General features: G+C 34.5%; 22 protein-coding genes, 2 pseudogenes and 1 riboswitch. Of the genes and pseudogenes, 4 read left to right on the top strand and 20 right to left on the bottom strand.

What is annotated here, in order from left to right; all coding sequences use genetic code 11:
- Positions 1-8 precede the first annotated feature (8 nt).
- Positions 9-1997 carry a ferrous iron transport protein B gene (gene feoB / locus A6J74_RS20425; RefSeq protein WP_001044841.1) on the bottom strand — a complete coding sequence of 663 codons (1989 nt, stop codon included), beginning with the start codon at positions 1995-1997 and terminating at the stop codon, positions 9-11.
- Positions 1994-2221: a FeoA family protein gene (locus A6J74_RS20420; protein WP_000060512.1), complete on the bottom strand. Its 228-nt coding sequence runs from the start codon at positions 2219-2221 to the stop codon at positions 1994-1996. Before A6J74_RS20420 ends, feoB begins: the two co-directional genes overlap by 4 nt.
- A gap of 194 nt (positions 2222-2415) precedes the next feature.
- Positions 2416-2517, top strand: a riboswitch (TPP riboswitch).
- An 86-nt stretch (positions 2518-2603) separates the two neighbouring features.
- Between A6J74_RS20420 and thiT the strand changes: the two genes are divergently transcribed.
- On the top strand, positions 2604-3272 hold the full coding sequence (gene thiT, locus A6J74_RS20415) for an energy-coupled thiamine transporter ThiT (RefSeq protein WP_001246601.1): 669 nt from the start codon (positions 2604-2606) through the stop codon (positions 3270-3272).
- A gap of 222 nt (positions 3273-3494) precedes the next feature.
- Here the strand turns inward: thiT and A6J74_RS20410 are convergent, their stop codons facing one another.
- The 6 genes from A6J74_RS20410 to A6J74_RS20385 form a co-directional block, all read right to left on the bottom strand.
- On the bottom strand, positions 3495-5345 hold the full coding sequence (locus tag A6J74_RS20410; protein WP_001225346.1) for a sensor histidine kinase: 1851 nt from the start codon (positions 5343-5345) through the stop codon (positions 3495-3497).
- Positions 5342-6031: a response regulator transcription factor gene (locus tag A6J74_RS20405; RefSeq protein ID WP_000041867.1), complete on the bottom strand. Its 690-nt coding sequence runs from the start codon at positions 6029-6031 to the stop codon at positions 5342-5344. Before A6J74_RS20405 ends, A6J74_RS20410 begins: the two co-directional genes overlap by 4 nt.
- A 39-nt stretch (positions 6032-6070) precedes the next feature.
- Complete coding sequence (locus A6J74_RS20400; RefSeq protein ID WP_000771583.1) at positions 6071-6691, bottom strand: class D sortase; 621 nt, start codon at positions 6689-6691, stop codon at positions 6071-6073.
- A gap of 89 nt (positions 6692-6780) precedes the next feature.
- Entirely contained in the window at positions 6781-7227 is a 447-nt protein-coding gene (locus A6J74_RS20395) for an LPXTG cell wall anchor domain-containing protein (RefSeq protein ID WP_000728020.1), read from the bottom strand.
- Positions 7228-7402: 175 nt separating this feature from the next.
- Positions 7403-7735, bottom strand: coding sequence for a hypothetical protein (locus A6J74_RS20390; protein ID WP_000415609.1), 333 nt, complete (start codon positions 7733-7735; stop codon positions 7403-7405).
- Between the two features lie 184 nt (positions 7736-7919).
- On the bottom strand, positions 7920-8135 hold the full coding sequence (locus A6J74_RS20385) for a hypothetical protein (RefSeq protein WP_002039823.1): 216 nt from the start codon (positions 8133-8135) through the stop codon (positions 7920-7922).
- Between the two features lie 161 nt (positions 8136-8296).
- Between A6J74_RS20385 and hpt the strand changes: the two genes are divergently transcribed.
- Both hpt and A6J74_RS20375 read left to right on the top strand, forming a co-directional pair.
- Positions 8297-8824, top strand: a complete 528-nt coding sequence (hpt, locus tag A6J74_RS20380; RefSeq protein ID WP_000687583.1) for a hypoxanthine phosphoribosyltransferase — start codon at positions 8297-8299, stop codon at positions 8822-8824.
- A 229-nt stretch (positions 8825-9053) separates the two neighbouring features.
- Positions 9054-9956, top strand: coding sequence for a diacylglycerol/lipid kinase family protein (locus A6J74_RS20375; protein ID WP_000162589.1), 903 nt, complete (start codon positions 9054-9056; stop codon positions 9954-9956).
- Between the two features lie 39 nt (positions 9957-9995).
- Here the strand turns inward: A6J74_RS20375 and A6J74_RS20370 are convergent, their stop codons facing one another.
- The 12 genes and pseudogenes from A6J74_RS20370 to A6J74_RS20315 form a co-directional block, all read right to left on the bottom strand.
- Complete coding sequence (locus A6J74_RS20370; protein ID WP_000830223.1) at positions 9996-10505, bottom strand: DUF2199 domain-containing protein; 510 nt, start codon at positions 10503-10505, stop codon at positions 9996-9998.
- 24 nt (positions 10506-10529) lie between these two features.
- A pseudogene (locus tag A6J74_RS20365) lies at positions 10530-11235 on the bottom strand (DUF7003 family protein).
- Between the two features lie 104 nt (positions 11236-11339).
- Positions 11340-11834 (bottom strand): annotated as a pseudogene (locus tag A6J74_RS20360) (immunity protein Imm33 domain-containing protein); the annotation flags it as partial.
- Positions 11831-12598: a DUF4261 domain-containing protein gene (locus A6J74_RS20355; RefSeq protein WP_000449854.1), complete on the bottom strand. Its 768-nt coding sequence runs from the start codon at positions 12596-12598 to the stop codon at positions 11831-11833. The pseudogene A6J74_RS20360 and the gene A6J74_RS20355, both read right to left, overlap by 4 nt.
- Positions 12599-13041: 443 nt before the next feature.
- Positions 13042-14958: an ABC transporter permease gene (locus A6J74_RS20350; protein WP_000059451.1), complete on the bottom strand. Its 1917-nt coding sequence runs from the start codon at positions 14956-14958 to the stop codon at positions 13042-13044.
- Positions 14945-15715, bottom strand: a complete 771-nt coding sequence (locus A6J74_RS20345) for an ABC transporter ATP-binding protein (protein WP_000855628.1) — start codon at positions 15713-15715, stop codon at positions 14945-14947. The genes A6J74_RS20350 and A6J74_RS20345 overlap by 14 nt, the downstream gene beginning before the upstream one ends.
- 154 nt (positions 15716-15869) lie before the next feature.
- On the bottom strand, positions 15870-16049 hold the full coding sequence (locus tag A6J74_RS20340) for a hypothetical protein (protein WP_000924677.1): 180 nt from the start codon (positions 16047-16049) through the stop codon (positions 15870-15872).
- A 72-nt stretch (positions 16050-16121) separates the two neighbouring features.
- A complete protein-coding gene (locus A6J74_RS20335) occupies positions 16122-16469 on the bottom strand; it encodes a YxeA family protein (protein WP_000819389.1) in 348 nt (115 codons plus the stop codon).
- Between the two features lie 170 nt (positions 16470-16639).
- The gene (locus tag A6J74_RS20330; RefSeq protein ID WP_000418929.1) at positions 16640-17239 is read right to left on the bottom strand and encodes a DedA family protein; all 600 of its coding nucleotides are present in this window, start codon (positions 17237-17239) and stop codon (positions 16640-16642) included.
- Positions 17239-17817: a class I SAM-dependent methyltransferase gene (locus tag A6J74_RS20325; RefSeq protein WP_001176051.1), complete on the bottom strand. Its 579-nt coding sequence runs from the start codon at positions 17815-17817 to the stop codon at positions 17239-17241. Before A6J74_RS20325 ends, A6J74_RS20330 begins: the two co-directional genes overlap by 1 nt.
- A 142-nt stretch (positions 17818-17959) precedes the next feature.
- Positions 17960-19909, bottom strand: coding sequence for an ABC transporter permease (locus A6J74_RS20320; RefSeq protein WP_000176171.1), 1950 nt, complete (start codon positions 19907-19909; stop codon positions 17960-17962).
- The gene (locus A6J74_RS20315; RefSeq protein ID WP_000859652.1) at positions 19896-20666 is read right to left on the bottom strand and encodes an ABC transporter ATP-binding protein; all 771 of its coding nucleotides are present in this window, start codon (positions 20664-20666) and stop codon (positions 19896-19898) included. The genes A6J74_RS20320 and A6J74_RS20315 overlap by 14 nt, the downstream gene beginning before the upstream one ends.
- A gap of 305 nt (positions 20667-20971) precedes the next feature.
- On the opposite strand from A6J74_RS20315, the gene A6J74_RS20310 reads away from it, so the two are divergent.
- Positions 20972-21844, top strand: coding sequence for an AraC family transcriptional regulator (locus tag A6J74_RS20310; RefSeq protein WP_000377674.1), 873 nt, complete (start codon positions 20972-20974; stop codon positions 21842-21844).
- The last annotated feature ends 19 nt before the right edge of the window (positions 21845-21863 follow it).

The following is a 21863-nucleotide window of genomic DNA, read 5'->3' as shown; positions in this document are numbered from 1 at the left end:
ATCTCCTTTTAGAATCCGAGTAAAGATCCAACTTGGTATATAATAAGCGTTAATACATAAGCAACTACGAGCGGATAAACGACTGAGAAAATCGTCCATTTCGCTGATCCTGTTTCACGTTTAATAACAGCTACTGTCGCTAAGCACGGAACGTATAATAAAATAAAGAACATAAATGCATACGCTGATAATGCTGTATAATGTGCTCCCATTACGTTTCCAAGCACATCTTCTTTAACCGCATAAATAATCGCCATTGTAGAAACGACAACTTCTTTCGCTAAAAATCCTGTTAAAAGGGATGCTGCAGCTTGCCACGTTCCAAAGCCTAGCGGTGCAAATAGCGGTGCGATAAATCCACCAATCATCGCTAAGTAACTGTCTCCCATATCAACACCAAATCCTGATGGACCTGCATAATTTAATAGCCAAATGACAACCGAACCACCAAAGATGAATGTACCAGCTTTACGAACAAACCCTTTCCCTTTTTCCCATGTGCTAAGCCATAACGTTTTCGCTTGTGGCACGCGGTAAGGCGGTAGTTCAATGACGAAAATAGATTTTTCCGCTTTTAAAATAGTAAGAGACATTATTTTTGTAACTAATAACGCAAGGACAATCCCTGCAACGTATAAAGAGAACACAACAGTTGCCTGACTATGAGGGAAGAACACTCCCGCAAATAATGCATATACAGGTAAACGTGCTGAACAAGACATAAATGGTGTTACTAAAATTGTAAGTAAACGCTCTTTCTCCTGTTCAATCGTTCTCGCTGCCATAATACCTGGAACGTTACAGCCAAAACCGATAATCATCGGAATAAAGGCTTTTCCATTTAAACCGAAGAACTCCATAATTCTATCCATAACAACTGCAATTCGCGCCATATACCCTGAGTCTTCTAATAATGAAATGAAAAAGAATAGTGCAAAGATTTGTGGAACGAATACTAACACAGCACCAACACCGGCAATAATACCTTCTGTAACAAGCGCTTGAATAAAATCAGAAGCTCCAATACTTGTAAGTCCAGCCGTCACCCAATCCGTAAGCTGGCCACCAAAAAACTCATCTAACATATCCGATAAAGGTGTACCAATCCAAGTAAACGTAACCTGAAAAATAAAAAACATAACTGCTAAAAAGATTGGAAGTCCTAAAATTTTATGTGTAATTAATCTATCAATTTTTTCTGAAAAAGGAATTTTTCCTTCTTTCTCATGCTTCATAACATTTGTTTTTAACTTTTCAATATACGCTTCACGAGTTTTGTAAATGTGCTCTTCTAACGTACAATCAAGTTTTCCTTCTAAGCGAGATCGAATGGCTATGAGTTCCTTATAAATTGGTAATGCTTTTATTTCTTTTTCTACTACTTCGTTATTGCTTAAAAATTGAAGTGCTAACCATCTCGGATGCTCGTAATTCACTGTCTCTAAAAGAGCAATTACTTCTCCAATTCCTTCATCCATTTGTACACCATATGAAATAAGGAATGGCTTTTTCTCTTTTTTGTCATTTTCTTTAAGAGTCGTAAGCAGTTCTTCACAGCCTTTTCCACTTCTTGCAACGACAGGCACAACTGTTACACCTAATAGTTCTGATAATCGTTTTACATCAATTACAATTCCTCTTTGCTTCGCCACATCAACCATGTTTAAACCAATTGAGACTGGCTTACCAAATTCAAGTAACTGCAACGTTAAATGCATATTTCTTTCAAACTGCGAGGAATCTACGATATTTAACATATGATTAAATTCTTCTGTTAATAGAAAGTTTGTTACAACACCTTCATCACGTGAAACTGGATTTAAATCATAAACACCTGGTAAATCAATTAATGTTCCTTGTCTATCTTTTAATTTACCAACCTTCTTTTCTACTGTTACACCGCTCCAGTTTCCTACATATTCATAAGAACCAGTAAGTGCATTAAATAATGATGTCTTCCCTGTATTCGGATTCCCTAGCAAAGCTACCTTATTCACGCTAATTCCACCTTTATCATTTTCGCGTCACAATGACGAATACTAATTAACTGTCCACGACACTCCAATGTACAAGGACCTTTAAACATCGCTTTCTGTTTCAGGCGAAGTTCGCTTCCTTCAGCAAGACCGAAAGCAGCTAGTCTACGCTTTAATAGCTGATCTAAAGACTGAATACTTTTTACTAACACTTTCTCTCCAATTTTAATATCTACTAAGCTCATAACCTTCCCCCTCAGAAGAGAATGATAATTATTTTCAAAAAAATTATACCACACCCAATTTCTCTTGTACTATACCCTTTTGCTTCATATTTATTAACATTTCGCTACAATTGTATTTCAATTATTGTCATACTGTATTCGTTTGCCATTCTCATCCATTTCGCTTACAATAAACAATAGCAAATAAAGAATCTCGTTATCACTGGGGGAGCCATGCCGCTGAGAGGGAACACTTCGTTCCGACCCTTCGAACCTGTTAGTTAATGCTAACGCAGGGATTGTGCAAACGTCCGAAATACATACCTCATTTTTATTTACGTATTTCGTATCCTCCTATGATATCTATTCTTTTTTGTACAACTTGGATTTAGGGGGAGACAACATGCGTAACACTAATTTACAAGCGATGATCGAATCTGCTATTCTTGCAGCCTTCGCCATGGTCATCGACATTTTACCATTATCAATTAAACTTCCAACAGGCGGTTCTATCTCATTCGCTATGATTCCTATTTTTATTATTGCTTACCGCTGGGGCTTTAAATCAGCTTTCTTAGGTGGTTTAGTTTGGGGACTGTTACAAATTGTCGTAGGTGATGCCTACATTTTAACACCAGTTCAAGCATTCATTGAGTACTTCATTGCCTTTGCTTTTATCGGATTTGCCGGGTTATTCTATCGTCCAATTCAAAATGCACTTTTAGCATCTAATGCGAATGGCAACGAACAATCAAACTTAAGTAGCCATAAAGATAAACCTTCATCAAAACAAAACCAAGGAAAGAAAGTAATTGGATTCATTATCGTTGCTACATTTATCGGTAGTCTAGCTCGTTACTTCTGTCACTTTATTGCCGGTATTATTTTCTGGGGACAATATGCACCGAAAGGTCAATCAGCTGTGCTATATTCATTAATCGTAAATGGCAGCACAATGCTTGGTTCTTTTATTCTATGTACAGTTTTACTTATATTTTTATTTATCACTTCACCACGCTTATTCAAAAGCATCAATGCTTATCAAATAAATGCAAACAAAAAGGGCGCTTAACTAGCGCCCTTTTTTATATCAAAATTCTCAATGAGTAATATCGATAATAAATACAATAAATGCACAAAGAAAAATAAATACCATCACACCTAGTAAATTGCTATTCATGGCTAATCTACTCCTTACATAACCTCTTTTTCTAACAAGATTATATCTCTTAAAAATAAAGATTAGGTAAAGATAATATGAAAATAACTTAAAAAAAAGCGTAGCATGTATGATCTACGCTTTTTTCAGTAAGTAGAAGTAAAATAACACACCATCTTCTGTATTCTTTACCCCATATTCAGCATCGTGCAGTTCTAAAATATTCTTTGAAATAGCAAGCCCAAGCCCTGTTCCACCTTGTGAACGATGACGTGCTGCATCCACGCGATAAAAACGATCCCAAATTTTATCTAATTGCTCTTCTTCAATATGAGTACCTTTATTTTCAATACACACTTTTATACGATTTTTCTCATCTATTGTAGAAATAATAATATCCTCTTTATTCGGTGTATAACGTATGGCATTCGTAATGAAGTTCACGATGACTTGTTCAATCCGGCCTTGATTTGCGACTACTTCAAATGGACCTATATTTTTATGAACACGAAGTTCTTTTTTCTCTATTTCTACAGAAAGGTGTTCACATATATCTTCAATTACTGTATCGATATAAAATGAATCCATTTTCATTTTATATGTACCTGACTCAAATTTAGCTAACTCAAGCATATCTAAAATTAACGTATCCATTTTATCTACTTCTCGTTCCATCGCTTGAAAATAGTACTCTTTTTTATGTTCAGCTACCCCATCCTTTAAAATAGAAATACAGCTTTTCATAATACTTAACGGTGTTTTTAATTCATGTGAAACACCAGAAATGAATTCCTTCCGCGTCTTTTCTAGCTTTCTTTCCTTTTCAATATCTTGTTCTAGCTGTCCAATATGCGAATGGAGTTTATTCGATAGCGTATTAATATTTTTCGATAAATCACCAATTTCATCTTTTGAAGTAATTGGTATTTTTTCTGTGAAATCTAAATGCGCTATTTTTTTCGTTGTATCATTTATTTTTAGTAGCGGTTTTGCAATTTGTTTCGAGTAATAAAACGAAGCTAGAAAAACCAAAACGACTACAAATGCAATAATGTAAATGTAATAATCTTGTACCATTTGTACAGCCTCATCTACTGGTTGTAAAGAAGCCATCGCATATATATATGCTACTGATCCATCTTTTTCTTTTATTGGCTTAATTAATAATTTATATTTTATATCATTTTTTTCATAGTCCATTGTTTGTGTTGCATATTGTATGTGCTTGCTCTCTTTTAATAATAAATCCGTTTGAAATTCTTTTATGTTATCCAAGAATATACTATTTTTATAAATTGGATTCACAGGACCTTTTACATCTGGGAACTGTACTTTTGTAACACGTCCTCCTATGTAAAAGCCTAATTCCTGAGCAGCTTCTTCCTGAACAGCTGGTTTCTTTTCCTTAACAAGTTGCTCCCCAGCTGCTCTCCTTTTCTCCTCATCTAATTTAATTTTCTCCTGAAACGCTTTTTCTAATGGCTTATTAGATCCATTTAAATTTTGCTTACTTAACATGAAAGAGAATGGAATAAAACTATCTTCTTGTTTCACCCCAGAAACAGACATTGTTTGTCCTAAAAACTGATCTGATGATTTATTATCAATCTCCTCTATATTGACGAGATTGTATAAGGGAATCTTGAATATTTGTTGTCCAAACTCCTTTTGTTTCCTACGGTCTATCGTTACCTCAAAATAAAAATCATCCACATGTTTTAAATTCCCATTCTGATCTAATGTCGTAATCCACGTATTATTTTCTCTAAAAAAGTCTTGCTCCAGTTTCTGAATTCCTTCTGCATTTCCTGCGTAATTTAAATAATTCTTTTCAAAGGAATTTAAATTCACTTTAATATCTTCTACTTTTCGATTCGCATAATATTGTTTGAAAAATATCGTTTGTCCAATAAATATCGTCGCTAAAATTAACATACATAATGCTGTTGTGAGAGTAAATAATTTTAGTACAATCCCTTTTCTCATACATTCCCCTCAAACTTATATCCAGTTCGCACTACAGTTGTAATGTACTTTGCTTTCTCTCCTAATTTATTTCTTAAATTACGAATATGGCTATTAACCGTTCGATCATCACCAGCAAATTCATATCCCCAAATTCTTGAAATTAATTGTTCCCTTGTTAGTACAATTCCTTGGTTTTTCATGAAATACACCAATATTTCAAACTCCGTATGCGTTAAACTAACATCTACCTCATCAACAGTAACAGTACGTGATGGAAAATGAACGTGGATACCATGAATTGATAACGTATCATCTTCATTCTCTAAAGGTTTCTTCGATGCTTTTCTACTTTCTAATAATCGTTTCGCTCTTGCTAATAAAATTGGTGGACTGTACGGCTTCGTCACATAGTCATCTGCCCCAAGTTCAAAACCAAGTAACGTATCATCTTCATCTACGCGCGCCGTCAACATAATAATAGGCACCTCGGACGTCTTCCGAATTCTTCGGCAAACAGACCATCCATCGAGTTCCGGCAACATAATATCTAAAATAACTAAATCAACCTCTTCTTCTTCAAATACAACTAAAGCTTCTTTCCCGTCCCTTGCTTCAAACACTACATATTGTTCACTTAAAAAATAATCTTTTAATATTTCACGTAAAATCTCTTCATCTTCAACAATTAAAATGTTTTTTGACATAACCTATGTATCCCCCTCTCGCCTTCAGAAACTATAATTTTATTTTGAATAACTAGCAGTTAACTTCGCCTCGATAATATATCTATCCGGTGCATCTCCTATATAATCAAATGGGTAACAAGTTGTCAGTGTTAATAGTGGTTCTTCTTTTTTTATAATAACAGTACGATCATCCGCATGGGTAATCCACGTCTTTTGAATTTCATATGTGTAAGTTTTATTATCATACTCTAAAGTAAGAGTATCCTTTTCTTTCAACTCTCCTAAATCTGTAAATACAGTATCCCGGTGCCCACTTAATACAGTATGTCCCCCTCCAGATGGCGTTGTCGTTAAATCGCTAACAAACATACCAACTCCTTTTTTGAGCGTTGCATCATTCGCTCCCCAATATATAGAAAACTTCTTCTTTATTTTCGGTATATTTAACATTGCTACTTTTTCTCCTTCTTTATGTTCTATTTGAGAAGAAGGCACTTGAGAAGTTACAGGTGTTTCATGAGCAAGTTGAGTATCTTGTATATTTTTAAGATTCTTTATTTCTTCTGCCGTTAATTCTTGCGCAGAGCTTTTTCCTTTATACCATTCCACAGCGTAATATGATCCCATGAATAGCCCTATGGCCATCAATATGATACCGATATAATTGAGTAACTTCATGTTTCATCCCTCCATGCAAAAAATGGTAGGAATAACCTACCATTTTTAATATGTGAAATTATCCCATTCTTTATAGGACAATATTTTATTTACGCCTTAACTTTATTACGACGATTCAAACCAAATAATGTACCTACCGCTACAAGACATGCGCTTAATCCCATCATTGCTACATTATTAGATGCTGTATTTGGTAATTTTTCACCTTTTACAACTGGCTTCGCTACTTCTTTTTTTGCCGCATCTTTTTTTTGTTGCACTTGTGCTTCTTCTTTTTTCCTTACTTCATTCTTTTGTTGCTCTTTTATCGCAGCTTCTTTTTTAGCCATATCACTTTTCTCTTGGACTTGTGCCGCTTGCTTTTTCTCTTCTTCATTTTTTTGCTGCGCCTTAATTGCTTCTTCTTTTTTAGCTTTATCTTGTTGCACTTGCGCTTCTTCTTCCTTTGTTACTGTTCCAGTATCCGCACTTGCTACTGAAGAATATCCTACTGTTAAAAGTGCCATTGCACAGATCGGTAATAGTTTCTTTTTCATTTTATCTCTCTCCTCTTATACGTTTTACATCACTTCGCATCGGATGTATCACTAGAATAAACAAGAGAGATAAATATAAGATGCAGATGAAATATATTTCATTTAAAGATTTCATTGTAGAAAAATAAAAAACATCGCAATATATACGATGTTTTTTGAGTGCGTGTCTCAATATTTACATGTTACTTTCGCGTGTTTCAGAAGTAGAGCGGGCCGGAGCGATAACTAATTGTCTCGGCTCAGTTTTCTTGAAGTGATTTTTGACGTTACACTTACGACGTTGAACAACCCACGCTTTAATAGGATTTGTTAAAATAATCTTTTGCTCTTCGTTAGGGGCCTCTTCTTCCAATCTACAACTTTCGCTCCATTTACGCCATTTCATTGTAATTTGCGAAGAAGAATGATCGTCTTTACGATCAAACAAGTGCAAAAAATCCATTTCTCCAGCTAGCATTACGGTGTTACTAGTCGCTAAAAAAGAAAAGGTTGTCCAACGTTTCTCCATGCCCTCCTACTCCTTCTTCACATATAGAGTGCCTAAAACTTAATTTACCTAAAATGTGCTTGCCTTTTACCTTACACCCCTAGTTTATCCAAAATACTATTATGCAACTATCGATTTGTCTTACAACTACCTTACAGTTTTGTAAGAAACGAAAAAACCTTCACTATATATACGTGAGGGTTTCTTAATTCTTATCTATATGATTTTTCATATTATCAAGTCCAGCTTCTTTGAGCTGTGATATCATACCGTGGGAAATTGCGCCTAATACTAAAGTCATTCCAATTAGTGAAATGCGAATTGCAGGTACATCAATTATGTAAGCCAACATACCAAGAACAATTGTTAACAGCAATGCTTTTATAAATGTTACACTTGTATACTGTTTCTTTTTCATCATAATCACCCTTTGTGGAAGCGTTTTCTTAATGTAATCAGTATATCATATCATCTGATTATTTTGTGGGGATTTTTGTAAAAACCTTATGTCTTCTTTGACTTTTTTCTTTCTATCCTTTACAGTCGAAATGTTCACAAGTTTTACACTGTAGGAGGATTCAAATGAAAATTGAAATAAAAGACACTTTAATTTCTGAAGAACAATTACAAGCAAAAGTAAAAGAACTAGCACTTCAAATCGAGCGTGACTTTGAAGGAGAAGAAATCGTAGTAATCGCAGTATTAAAAGGTTCATTCGTATTCGCTGCTGATTTAATTCGTCACATTAAAAACGAAGTAACAATCGACTTTATCTCTGCATCTAGCTACGGAAATCAAACAGAAACAACTGGAAAAGTAAAACTATTAAAAGATATCGATGTAAACATTACTGGAAAAAACGTAATTGTCGTAGAAGACATTATCGATTCTGGTTTAACACTTCACTTCTTAAAAGATCACTTCTTCATGCACAAACCAAAAGCATTGAAATTCTGTACGTTACTTGATAAACCTGAACGCCGTAAAGTGGACTTAAAAGCTGAATATGTTGGCTTCCAAATTCCAGACGAATTTATCGTTGGCTACGGTATCGACTGCGCAGAAAAATATCGTAACTTACCATTTATCGCTTCAGTTGTAACGGAGTAATATAATAAAATAAAGTGAAACTTTAATCAGTGGTTTTTTTCTCCCACTGATTATTAGCCTTCACCAATCGGGCTTTTACGGGCAGTTAATCTCCCACCTGACTTCCTCGTATTCGGCGAAATTTGAGGTGGGAGTCTTACTGCCCGTTAATCGGGGTAAACTTCCATCAATTACTGATGGAAGTTTATTTTCTATCACAATTCGTAAAAGACAAAGGGAGAGAATAAAAATGACAAAGAAAAAATTTGAAAAAGTACTCCTCATCGTAAATCCAAAAGCTGGACAAGGCGACTTACATACAAATTTAGCGAAAATCGTACCACCTCTTGCGGCGAATTTTCCTGACTTACGTATCCTTCATACGAAAAAACAAGGTGATGCAACAAAATATTGTCAGGAGTTTGCTAGTAAAGTAGATTTAATTATCGTCTTTGGCGGTGACGGAACTGTATTTGAATGCACAAACGGCTTAGCTCCTCTTGAAACTAGACCTACACTTGCAATTATTCCAGGCGGAACTTGCAACGACTTCTCTCGCACACTTGGTGTTCCGCAAAACATTTCAGAAGCGGCAAAACTTATCACAAAGGAACACGTAAAACCAGTTGACGTTGCAAAAGCAAATGGACAACATTTCTTAAACTTCTGGGGCATTGGTCTCGTATCTGAAGTATCAAACAATATCGATGCAGAAGAAAAAGCAAAACTTGGAAAAATCGGCTACTACTTAAGCACAATTCGAACTGTAAAAAATGCTGAAACATTCCCAGTTAAAATCACTTACGACGGACAAGTATATGAAGATGAAGCTGTTCTTGTTATGGTTGGAAACGGTGAATATCTTGGTGGTATTCCCTCCTTTATTCCGAACGTAAAATGTGATGACGGTACACTTGATATTTTCGTAGTTAAGTCAACAGGCATTCAAGCGTTTAAAGATTATATCGGAAAGAAACTATTTGAAGACTCAAATGAAAATGATATTTTCCATGTAAAGGCGAAATCCATTCATATTGAAACAGAAGAAGAAAAAGAAGTAGATACAGATGGCGAAAGTTCACTTCATACACCGTGTCATATTGAATTGTTGCAAGGGCAATTTACGATGATTTATAATCCTGCGGTTGTATAAGAAAAAACGAGTGCTATCACTCGTTTTTTCTCTTCTAATCTAGTTATGTTGTTGAATCATTTCTTGTATTTCTTTAACTCTCTCCAAAGTAATTCCATTTCTTTGTTCGATCGCTAAAGGATGCTCGGTTGGCTCTAATTCAACATACGGCGCCATTCCTACTTCTCTTATATGTACATTTGTTTTTAAATTTAGTGTTTCTGGATAAACTGGTATTTCTACAGATAACCAACCAAAGTAAGGATCACTATTTTCTCGGCCTCTTTCATCCCACTTCTCTAATACTTCATCATAACTTTCTTTACTAAGTGATGCCCACACAGTCCAAATGAAATTTTCGTGATAATCAATTATAGGAATCTCTAAACATCCTCTAATAAAGTAATGTTCATCGTCCATTACACAAAGATCTGATGTTAAATGGAACCGTCCCTCTCTTTCATGAGGCGCCACCTCGTAATAATAATATGGCGCTACACTTTCGTAGCATAAAGGAAGTGTAAAACGATTCATCTGTACTTTTTCTCCGGATTTTCTTCTTCTTTTCATTTGTTATTCTTTCTCCTATCCTTTTCAGTCACAATCAAATTCTACCCAATTTTTCCAATGCGTATTAGCATTTTTATTCACAATAACACTTGGATCTTTCTTCTCTATTGCAGCGGCTACTGATTGGAAGAATTCATTTTCACTTACTTTTTCTTCTTCAACATGTTTCCATTCTTCCGTTTCATAAGCTACTTGCCAGTCGCCTTCTAAACCAAACTCTTCTAAAATTTCTTCTTTATCCCACCATAATAATTCTTTAGCTTCATCATTAGTAGCAAGCATACGCATGAAGTATGTTGGATACTGCTCTGTCGTTTGTACTTCTATTCCATTATTCGCATAATCTTCTTCTGTAAATTGATATTCAAAATGATGCTCACGAATCTTTAAACTGCCGTTATAAATATCCAGTATAAATTCACCTTCATCATCAAACAACTCATAATCGCCATCATTTAATTGCAAAATACCATCATCACCCATTGAATGAGTAATTCTATCTCCATATACTTGAATATCATTAAATACACCTAATGAACCTGTACCAACAAATTGAAACACCATTAACCAATCCTGATTCTCTTTAAAGAAAATATGGATATTTCACTTGTGAAATATCCATATTTTCATTATCTAAGATAGGAAATTCATACTTACTTTGCTTTCTATCTAATAACCTTAAAATATCTTTTTGCACATTTATCACCTTTTCATTAATATTATCTAACATTTACCGTGCTCTCATGCAGCTGAAAAAATTCCTCTTTCATTGAGTAATAAAAACTCTCAATCTGTTACTTGAAAAACTTCAGAATCTATATTTAATATTTTTTATAAATCTTGATGATTAAAGTTATCTTTTAGACCATGCGTATGATAATTAGCATGGATACCATCAATATCTTCTGCTAATATGCTATGCATGTACCATCCATGCTCTTGTAGCATATTTTCTTCCCATGCATCTGAATCCTCTTCTAACTCTTCATTAAGTAAATTCGGATCATACCACACATCTTCGTAATCTCCATCAATTAAAAATCTCCAACCAGGTGGTAACCCTAAATACTTCTTTATTTCAGGTGCCCATTCATCAATATGTTGAACGTGTAAAGGAAGAAAGAAATCTTCTTCTGTCCCCATTTCTTCACCAGCCCAAATGTACCAACCTGTCGTTCCGTTTTCTACAGGCATTCGTAACCCATTAATTGGAACGGTACCACTTTTCACATTTTGCGCTATCCCTAACTTAAAGTTATCTGGTGATTCTACATACTCCGCCTCATATTTTTCACATATGCGTAGTTGCTCTTTTATGCATTTCTTCATCCTCTTAGCATACTCCTCAATTTTTGAAATATAGATTTCTTTGGCGAAGCACTCTCTAACTTCCATACCCCACACGGATTATAAAATGGATCCTCTTGTTCATAACGACTATCTATATAATGAGATAAAAGATACACTGGAGCATCTTCTTTGAAACTAATTGTATCTCCATCTTTCAAATTAGGTTTTTCCAATATATTATGTAGGTTAAAATCATTTAATAAATCTACAGCTACTTCCGGCTCTATTCCTCCGTCTAAAACAACGTCTGGTAGATTAAATGCTTGCATTCCACATGAATAATAACCGTCCTCTTCATCTCCAACTAAAGTTACAAGATGTGAATACATAGGAAAGATTTCCTTATCCTCTGCAAGCCCTTGCCATTCTTCTTTTGAATAAGCTACACCTGCTGTTTCAACTTTTAAAGCAAGTCCACCTGCATTTAAAAGTTCCATTCCTACATCAATTACTTCTTGTAACCTCTCTGTATCGTCAACTTTTGCAATAACATACACTGTATAAGTATGCTTCTCCAAATCCCGAAGCAATTCTTCATCAAAACGCTCACCACTTGCATAGAAGAAAGCCTCTCTCAAAGAAGGATCTTGTTCATATATATCGATTTCAAAGCCAATCTCCTTCTCCTTATGGTGCATACTATTCCCTGCTAACATATAGTTACTTTTACTCACAACTTCTTGTATTAATTCTGTTCTATCTTTCCATAAACCAGGTACTCCAATAACGATTTGTGTCTCCATTAACATGCTCCCTTTTCAATTAAAATCACTACAATATTTTGAATGATAAAAAAGCATAGCTGAATTACTAAGCACCTTCTACTAATCTTCTTTAAAACCCTTAAGAAATACGTAGTAAGCATTTCTTATATATATTGCTCTATATTAAATCCTAGTTATTTCTATATTGTATTTTATACTACCTATTAATTAGCGCTACTTACTTTCATTAAAAATCTAATGAATTCTAGAAAGAAACTCAACTAAAGAACATAAGGTTTTAAAGAAAAAATATCTATTCCGACTCTTTATCGACACTTTTCGATTTTCTATTTCATAATCACTCAAAATGAATTACAATATATTCATACAAAAAGATATCGTAAACTAAGTGTAATATCTACCTTGTTTATTAGTATTAAATAAACAAAAAATCCCGTGTCCAAACTCAACATGGGATTTTTTCATTTACTAACAATCCGAAAATAAGCACGAACCGTCAACAAATAATAACCAATATAAATAAAGCTATACACGCCAATGCTAATTAACAACGGAACTGCAATTTCATACGGAATAACTGTCGCTAATCCTTTCAGCGCAAATAAAGTGTGTAATATACCAAGTACTAAAGGAGTGAAGAAGATAAATCTCATTTGTTTTGCGATTGCCTTTTTCATTTCTTTTTTCGTAACACCGAGTTTTCGAAGAACGATGTACCGTTCACGGTCTGCATGTGCTTCTGTTAATTGTTTGAAGTAAATGATAGACCCTGTTGCAAGTAAAAATACTAGACCTAAGAAAGTTCCACTAAACATCATTAAACCTGACGTTTCAATACCGCTGCGGAATATCGTATAGAAATCGCTGAATTGCTCTCTTCCTTCTGCATCTTCTTCCGTTATTACTTTCTTTAATTTCTCTGTTAACACTTTACTATTTCTTTCATCTTTCACATCAATATTTTTCACAGTATGAGCTCCAATTGTCTTCTTCGCTTGCTCATACACTTCATCCGGAACGACAAATAGAAGTTCATATAAGTTTGTAATGTTTTGTGCTTGGACATCTTTCACTTGTACCGGTGCTGCTTCTCCAATTGGGAATATAGCTTTTCTCCCTTTATATACACCACTATCTCTATTTCCTTCACTATACATAGCATCAAATGCATACGCTTCGGTCTTCTTTAAAGACACAGTTTCTTCATTCAAATATTTTGCTATTCTATTAAATGCTGACTGTGCGATTATTTCAGTTGTTCTTGCATGTAAACTATCTTTATTTGAAATATCATCACCGTATTCACCTATCACTTTTACTGTCTCTAACTCATATTGATGAATGACTTCATTCTTTTCTTCTTTTAAAATCTCATTCACTTTACGATCCACATGATTATCTTTCATTTCATATGAATAACTAACTGGCTTATATTTTTCCGCCTGCATATATGTGTTGTAATACATTGTTACAGAAGTTCCAACCGCCGTTAAAGTTACTGCACTTAATACTGCAATCGTCGCTAACGATTTCGCATTTCCTTTAATGCGGTATAGTAACTGCGATGTCGTCACAATTTGCATTCCGTTATAGAATGAAGATTTTTTGTTTCGCACTCTTTTTAATACAAAAATAGTAAAGAACATAAATAATAAATACGTTCCAAGTACTGTTGCTAATAAAATGTAAAGAGCAAGTGGCATAAAGTTATCACTGTTTGCATTTTTAATAGCCGTTACTGATAAGAAATACCCTGATCCAATTAATAATATAGAAATGATAGCCATTATTTTAGAACCTTTTGGCATGACTTCGCCTTCGTTATCTGCACGGAATAGCTCAATTAACTTAAATTGATAAATAACGCGGTACCCTTTAAACGATGTGTATAAAATAATGAAACAAAAAATAACTGCTGTATCTATAACCGCTCCAATCGGTACTTCAAAGTGAACTTTTACACCTAACTCCATCATATTTACAAGTAAATTCAGGAACCCTTTTGAAAGTAAACTACCTATTATAATTCCGATTACTAACGATAATAACCCCATTAACATGTTTTCATAAAAAAGCATTTTACCTATTTCTTTCTTTCGAATACCAAGTAAAGAATAAAGACCTATTTCTTTCTTACGTTTTCGTGTAAAGAAACCATTCGAATATATAATAAATATCGTAACAAAAATAATGAGCATTACACTCGCAAGCTGGAATCCTCGTCCGATGTTATCTCCAGCTTCACTTATTTGTGAATTGTATTGCAGCGCCTTAAATGTAAAATAAATGACGATGCTAAAAATCATAGACGCAAAGTATATAAAATAATCTTTAAAATTTCGTTTTATATTACGAAGCGCAATGCTAGATAAGCTCATTTATAGCACCTCCAGAAATTGAAGACATCACATCAATAATTTGTTGGAGGAATTGTTTGCGTGTCATATCCCCGCGGTGTAATTCTTTGTATAACTTGCCATCTTTAATAAATACAACACGTTTACAATAACTTGCCGCAAATGCATCATGCGTTACCATTAAAATTGTTACACGATCTTTTTCGTTTAATGTTTTCATGCTTTCTAATAAATCTGTCGCTGACTTTGAATCAAGTGCACCCGTTGGCTCATCCCCAAAAATCATACTTGGATTTGTTACAATCGCTCTTGATGCTGCACAGCGCTGTTTTTGTCCACCTGATGCTTCATACGGATATTGATTTAAAATATGATCTATTCCAAACTTCTTCGCAATCGTCTCGACTCGTAATTCTACTTCTTTCGCCTTCACTTTTGATAAAGCGAGTGGCAGTGCAATATTTTCTCGTACTGTTAACGTATCTAACAAGTTATAATCTTGAAAAATGAATCCTAAATGATTACGACGAAATAGCGCCAATTCATCATCATTCATCTTCACAATATCTTTTCCATCAATTAAAATCTCACCTTTTGAAGCTGTATCAATGGTAGAAAGGACATTTAAAAGTGTCGTCTTACCAGAACCAGACGGTCCCATAATACCGACAAACTCTCCTTCTTTTACCTGTAAATGAATATCTTTCAACGCTTCAAACGTATTCCCGCCTGTATCATATATTTTCGAAATCCCTTTCGCCTCTAACATTGTTTTCATCTATCTGTACCTCCTGTTATGATTCTTGATGTCCTCTTTAAGCAACAGAATTCAGTATAGATATATTTTCTTAACAAATAGTGCTATGGTTTCTTAAGGTTTTCTTAAAAAGAAAAATCCAAAGCCGTAACAACCAACTTTGGATTTACTATTATTAAAATATCAAATTACACTTCGAACAAAAAGGAGCAGAATTCCCTTTTCTAATTTTCGCATTACATTTTGGACAATATACATATTGCTCTTCTATCTTTTGCCGCTCTAGCATATTTAAGGATACTATTCTCATACTACACATAATCCCAATTAATATAAGGCTAACAATGAGTAGCATATCTCTCACTCCCCTCTATATTTTACCATAAAATAACAAACCCGATTCTCTCATCTAGAATCGGGTTTATACTTACAGTCCTAACTCTGCCTTCGCACCATCAGGAATTTTATCTACATCTATTTGCACTTTATCGTGTAAAAACTTCCCTCTTGTAATTACATGCCAATACGATCCTATCGGTAATTCATCTACCCCATTAATCGTAACTTCTTTTACCTCTCCTTTTTCATCATAAGCTTTTACTGTATACTCACGACCTTTATTTCCATCTAACTCTTTTCCATCATTATCGATCACTGCATAACGATATTCTAAATCAAGAAATGGGTTCATTCGATCAATTGTAGCACTCCCATTTAATAAATATGCCGCCCCTGCTACAATCACAAGTAATGATCCTAAAATAAATCTTTTCATCTATATTCCGCCTTTCATTATGTTTTTCAATAAGACCTTTCTAAGTATAGAGAACCTTTCTTAATAAAAACTCGTACAGTTTCTTAACTTTTTCTTAATGTAACAGGGCTGTGCATCAGCACTTCGATAAATAAAGCCATATTCATAATAAAAGGAGGCTGCCGCCTCCTTTATTTACTCATCACTGTATTCCTTTTTTGTCTGTATAAATAAAACACACTCACAATCACTGCGATGATTCCTCCAAAATACACGCCATACTCTATCGCAATCGCCACAATACTTTCAATATGTTGTCCAAATATAGAACCAAGCACAAAGTAAACGAGCGTCCAAACAAAGCCTGTCGTATAGGAATATAAAACATACGTCTTAAATGACATGTTATTCATTCCAACTAAATACGGCACGATATGTCTTACAACCGGTATGAAATAACTCGTAATTAGTGCGTAATGTCCGTATGCCTCGACCATTTCTTGTGATTTTATAAAATACTTCGCCTTCTTCTTTTTCATTAATTTATGGAGTACTTTTGTCCCAAATATTTTCCCTAATATATATCCTAAAGAAAGCCCGGACACAACGCCTAAATATGTTAATAAAAACGCAGGAATAACACTTAATATACCTAATGAAGATACAAATCCTCCGCTCATCACAATCATTTCATCTGGAATTGGCATACCGATAATTCCTAACCATAAACAGAAAAATAATGCCCAATACCCGTACTGTTCAATGTATGATAATAATTCATGTAATTCCATTATGCATACGCTCTCCTTAGCTCTTTTTTACAGCTAAAGACGTAAGCTGGCGGGAAATTGAGCCACACTTTTTCTAATGTAATTTCAGGGAAGAAATGCTGTATAAAGCCTTTTTTCACAAGTGAATATTGAAATGTTATGAATTCCCCATTCTCATGTATCGCTTCCATTGCATTGTTTAAAATACGTTTTGAAACTTCTTCTGGTAAAGAAGTAAAAGGCAATCCTGATAAGACGTAATCAATGCATTCTATATTGAACTCTTCCATATACTTCTTTATATTTTCAGCTGAACCATGTACAACAATGACGTTCTTTTCATCTTTAAATTTTCTCTTTAGCTCTTTGCAAAACACTTCATTAATTTCAATAAGAAGAAATATTGTTTCCTTCTTCTTTCTCTTCATAATTTCTTTCGTAAAGACTCCTGTACCAGGACCTAACTCTACAATGCATTTCGCTTTATTAAAATCAATTACATCTACCATTTTCTTTGCTAATATTTTTGAACTTGGTGCAATTGCACCAGTATGTTTCGGATGTTTAATAAATTCATGTAAGAATGTTATGAGTTGCATGTAAACCTCTCCCCATTCGATCAATAGTTTTTAACTTGTATCTAAGTATAACTAGCGTTTCTTAATAAAAATTGAGGAGATTTCTTAAGATTTTATGAAGAATAAAAAACAGCCACCGCCTATAGCGATAGCTGTCCCCTTATTACTTCGCACTCACAATCTTATAATAAGAGCGAACTGTTAAGAAATAATATCCGATATAAATAACGCTGTATACTCCGATACTAATTAGAAGCGGAATCATAATTTCAAATGGTAGTATGTTCCCTAAACCTTTTAATGCAAACAAACTGTGTAGAATTCCGATTACTAACGGAATTGCAAAGATAAAGCTCACTTGTTTTGCAATAGCTTTTTTCATTTCTTGTTTCGTTACACCGATTTTATGAAGGACAACGTAACGCTCACGATCTGCACTTGCTTCTGTTAGCTGCTTGAAGTAAATAATAGAACCTGTTGCTAGTAAGAATACAAGTCCCAAGAACATTCCGATGAACATCATTAGTCCAGTTGCTTCAAGTCCCATATGGAAACCAGTATAGAAGTCTCTAAATGGTGGTGCCATTTCTGATTCACCAGCTGGCATCACTTTTTTTAATTTTTCTGTTAATAATTTACTGTTTCTTTCATCTTTTACATCAATATTTTTCACAACACGTGTTCCAAATGCTTGCTTCGCTTGTTCATACATTTCATCTGGAACGACAACAACTAATTCACCTAAATTCGTAATTGCATTATTATTTGCACCTTGGATCTTCAATGTCTTCGTTTCATTTCCAATTTGGAATACCGCTTTATTTCCTTTATATTCAGGGCTAAACTCATACCCTTCAATATAAGAACTATCATATATAAAGGCTTCACCAGCAGCCACATTCACTGTTTCCGCATCGATTTTTTGCGCAAGTTTGTTGAATTCAGATTGAGATATAAATTGATATTTCTCTGAGATACTGTAGTTCATATTAAAGATAAAATCGACTTTAGCTCCTTCAAACTTTCCTTTTACAGGAACCATCTCAACTTCAAATTGATTTTTTACAGGATGATTTTCTTTCTCTTCAGCAAAAATCGCATTTACTTTCTTATCTAGTTCTGCATCTTTCTTCTCATAAGAGTAGCTGTATGGTGCAACTGCTTTTGATTGTGTAAATGTGTTGTAATACATCGTAACTGACGTACCAACTGCTGTTAATGTTACCGCACTTAAAATAGAAATTGTCGCAAGTGACTTTGCATTCCCTTTAATACGATATAGTAGCTGTGACGTCGTTACCATATTCATACCGTTATAAAACGATGATTTATTATTTCTTGCACGTTTCAATACGAATACAGTAAAGAACATAAATAGTAAGTACGTACCTAATACTGTCGCAAGTAAAATATAAAGTGCAATTGCCATAAAGTCTGCATACTTAACTGCCTTCATGAACATTAATGCTAAGAAATAACCTGAACCGATTAAGAAAACTGAAATTAATGCCATAATGACTGATCCTTTTGGCATTGCTTCTCCTTCACGTTCCGCACGGAAAAGTTCAATTAATTTAAAGCGATAAATTAAACGATATCCTTGGAGCGATGTATATAAAATAATCACAAGGAAAATAATTGCTGTATCAATAATGGCCGCCATCGGTACTTCAAAATGAACGTTTAAGTTTAATCCCATCATACTTACTAATAACTCAAGGAATAATTTTGAAAGGACACTACCAATCGCAATCCCAATTACTAATGACATTAATCCCATTAACATATTTTCATAAAAGAGCATTTTACCAATTTGTCTTTTACGAATACCTAATAACGAATATAAGCCAACTTCTTTTTTACGTTTACGTGTAAAGAATCCGTTCGAATATATAATGAACACTGCTACGAAAATGATAAGCATCACACTTGAAACTTGAAACGCACCGCTAATTTTTTTAGAGGCTTCCGCTGCTTTTTCCATTTGTGAATTATATTGCAGTGCTTTAAATGTAAAGTAAATGACGATACTAAAAATCATAGATGCAAAATATACAAAGTAGTCTTTAAAGTTCCGCTGTATGTTGCGGAGGGCAATGCTAGATAAGGTCATCAGCCATACCTCCAGAAATAGAAGACATTACGTCAACAATTTTTTGGAAGAACTGTTTACGCGTCGATTCACCGCGATGCAATTCTTTATATAGTTCACCATCTTTAATGAAAATAACTCGTTTACAATAACTCGCTGCAAATGCATCATGCGTTACCATTAAAATGGTAGAGTTATCATATTCATTTAACGACTTCATACTTTCAAGTAAATCTGTCGCTGATTTAGAATCAAGCGCTCCAGTTGGCTCGTCTCCGAAAATCATACTTGGATTCGTAACGATTGCACGCGATGCGGCGCAGCGCTGCTTTTGTCCACCAGATACTTGATATGGAAACTGACTTAAAATATGATCGATACCGAACTTTTTCGCAATTTCAAGAACACGTCGATCAATTTCATTTGCCTTTACTTTCGATAAAGCAAGAGGTAACGCAATATTCTCTTTCACTGTTAACGTATCTAATAAGTTATAATCTTGGAAAATGAAACCTAAATGATCGCGGCGGAATAACGCTAGCTTATCATCATTCATCTTCACAATATCTTTTCCATCAATTAAAATTTCACCGTTCGTCGCATTATCAATTGTAGAAAGAACATTTAGTAAAGTCGTCTTACCAGAACCAGAAGGTCCCATAATTCCAACGAACTCACCTTCTTTTACTTGTAAGTTAATACCTTTTAACGCTGCAAATTTATTACCACCCGTGTCGTACACTTTTTCAATATTTTTTGCTTCTAACACTGTTTTCATCTCGACATCCCTCATTTCTTCTATTCTCTATTTTCAACTATATACACTCTCTACTCTTGCCACTATCGATGTTTCTTACACAAACATGACAGTTATGTAAGACGCATAAGTAAAGATATAAAAATTTAACCTACTGAACAAAAGTACTTTGTTACTATAACATTGGGATATCATACCATCCATTCATTCTCCTTACAGGAACATTACAATTTTGTAAGGTAAAAAATGCACCTACAAAGTTGTGCACGAAATGTCGGATGGGGTTATTTCGTTCCTGCTATTCTATGTACAGAGGAGGTCATAGTATGGATTCACTTAAAAATATGAATGCAGCAATGCACTATATTGAAGATAACCTTACGAATGAAATTGATTTTAAAGAAGTTGCGAGGCTAGCTCTCTGTTCTGAGTATCACTTTAAAAGAATGTTTTCGTTTTTAGCAGGTATATCACTATCTGATTATATTCGCTGTAGACGTCTTACTCTTGCTGCTTTTGAACTAAAAGATAGCAATGCAAAAGTCATTGATGTCGCTATAAAGTATGGGTACAACTCACCGGATTCTTTTGCACGTGCCTTTCAAAACTTGCACGGCATAACACCTTCAGAGGCCCGAAATAGTAGCCATTCTTTGAAAGCTTATTCACCAATGACCTTCCAGTTATCGATCCGAGGAGGAAATGAAATGAACTATCGAATTGAAGAAAAAGAACCATTTCAAATCATTGGTATTACAAAACGAGTACCGATTGTGTTTAACGGTGTAAATGCAGAAATCGCTTCTATGTGGAAAAGTTTAAATCCAGAGTCTATTCAAACATTAAAGTCCCTTTCAAATGTGGAACCAAATGGAATCATTAGTGCTTCTACAAATTTTTCTGAAGGAAGAATGGAGGAAAAAGGCGAACTCGATCATTATATTGGGGTAGCCACAACGAAAGATTGTCCAGAGCAATTCGCGCAACTTGAAGTCGCAACTTCAACATGGGCTATATTTGAAGCTGTCGGTCCATTTCCTGATGCATTACAAAATGTGTGGGGACGTATTTATTCTGAATGGTTCCCTTCTTCAAACTATGAACTAGCAGGAGGTCCGGAAATATTGTGGAATGAAAGTAAAGAGATATCCTCGCCGAATTTCAGAAGCGAGATATGGATACCTGTTTTAAAAAAGTAATATAAGAGTCTAAACCTTT

Origin of the sequence: Bacillus sp. FDAARGOS_235 (assembly GCF_002073415.2) — a bacterium.
Taxonomy (GTDB): Bacteria; Bacillota; Bacilli; order Bacillales; family Bacillaceae_G; genus Bacillus_A; species Bacillus_A toyonensis.
The sequence above is the reverse complement of the archived record's forward strand: the minus strand, read 5'-3'. Positions and strand labels throughout refer to the sequence as shown.

Bases quoted from the DNA above. Each gene is read 5' to 3' on its own strand.
- A6J74_RS20385 (WP_002039823.1), bottom strand. From the start codon at position 8,135: ATGATGAAAAAGAAACAGTATACAAGTGTAACATTTATAAAAGCATTG.
- A6J74_RS20420 (WP_000060512.1), bottom strand. From the start codon at position 2,221: ATGAGCTTAGTAGATATTAAAATTGGAGAGAAAGTGTTAGTAAAAAGT.
- A6J74_RS20405 (WP_000041867.1), bottom strand. From the start codon at position 6,031: ATGTCAAAAAACATTTTAATTGTTGAAGATGAAGAGATTTTACGTGAA.
- A6J74_RS20410 (WP_001225346.1), bottom strand. From the start codon at position 5,345: ATGAGAAAAGGGATTGTACTAAAATTATTTACTCTCACAACAGCATTA.
- A6J74_RS20370 (WP_000830223.1), bottom strand. From the start codon at position 10,505: ATGAAAAGAAGAAGAAAATCCGGAGAAAAAGTACAGATGAATCGTTTT.
- A6J74_RS20330 (WP_000418929.1), bottom strand. From the start codon at position 17,239: ATGGAATTACATGAATTATTATCATACATTGAACAGTACGGGTATTGG.
- thiT (WP_001246601.1), top strand. From the start codon at position 2,604: ATGCGTAACACTAATTTACAAGCGATGATCGAATCTGCTATTCTTGCA.
- A6J74_RS20325 (WP_001176051.1), bottom strand. From the start codon at position 17,817: ATGCAACTCATAACATTCTTACATGAATTTATTAAACATCCGAAACAT.
- A6J74_RS20315 (WP_000859652.1), bottom strand. From the start codon at position 20,666: ATGAAAACAGTGTTAGAAGCAAAAAATATTGAAAAAGTGTACGACACG.
- A6J74_RS20355 (WP_000449854.1), bottom strand. From the start codon at position 12,598: ATGGAGACACAAATCGTTATTGGAGTACCTGGTTTATGGAAAGATAGA.
- A6J74_RS20375 (WP_000162589.1), top strand. From the start codon at position 9,054: ATGACAAAGAAAAAATTTGAAAAAGTACTCCTCATCGTAAATCCAAAA.
- A6J74_RS20400 (WP_000771583.1), bottom strand. From the start codon at position 6,691: ATGAAGTTACTCAATTATATCGGTATCATATTGATGGCCATAGGGCTA.
- A6J74_RS20390 (WP_000415609.1), bottom strand. From the start codon at position 7,735: ATGGAGAAACGTTGGACAACCTTTTCTTTTTTAGCGACTAGTAACACC.
- A6J74_RS20335 (WP_000819389.1), bottom strand. From the start codon at position 16,469: ATGAAAAGATTTATTTTAGGATCATTACTTGTGATTGTAGCAGGGGCG.
- A6J74_RS20345 (WP_000855628.1), bottom strand. From the start codon at position 15,715: ATGAAAACAATGTTAGAGGCGAAAGGGATTTCGAAAATATATGATACA.
- A6J74_RS20310 (WP_000377674.1), top strand. From the start codon at position 20,972: ATGGATTCACTTAAAAATATGAATGCAGCAATGCACTATATTGAAGAT.
- A6J74_RS20340 (WP_000924677.1), bottom strand. From the start codon at position 16,049: ATGCTACTCATTGTTAGCCTTATATTAATTGGGATTATGTGTAGTATG.
- A6J74_RS20395 (WP_000728020.1), bottom strand. From the start codon at position 7,227: ATGAAAAAGAAACTATTACCGATCTGTGCAATGGCACTTTTAACAGTA.
- A6J74_RS20320 (WP_000176171.1), bottom strand. From the start codon at position 19,909: ATGACCTTATCTAGCATTGCCCTCCGCAACATACAGCGGAACTTTAAA.
- A6J74_RS20350 (WP_000059451.1), bottom strand. From the start codon at position 14,958: ATGAGCTTATCTAGCATTGCGCTTCGTAATATAAAACGAAATTTTAAA.
- hpt (WP_000687583.1), top strand. From the start codon at position 8,297: ATGAAAATTGAAATAAAAGACACTTTAATTTCTGAAGAACAATTACAA.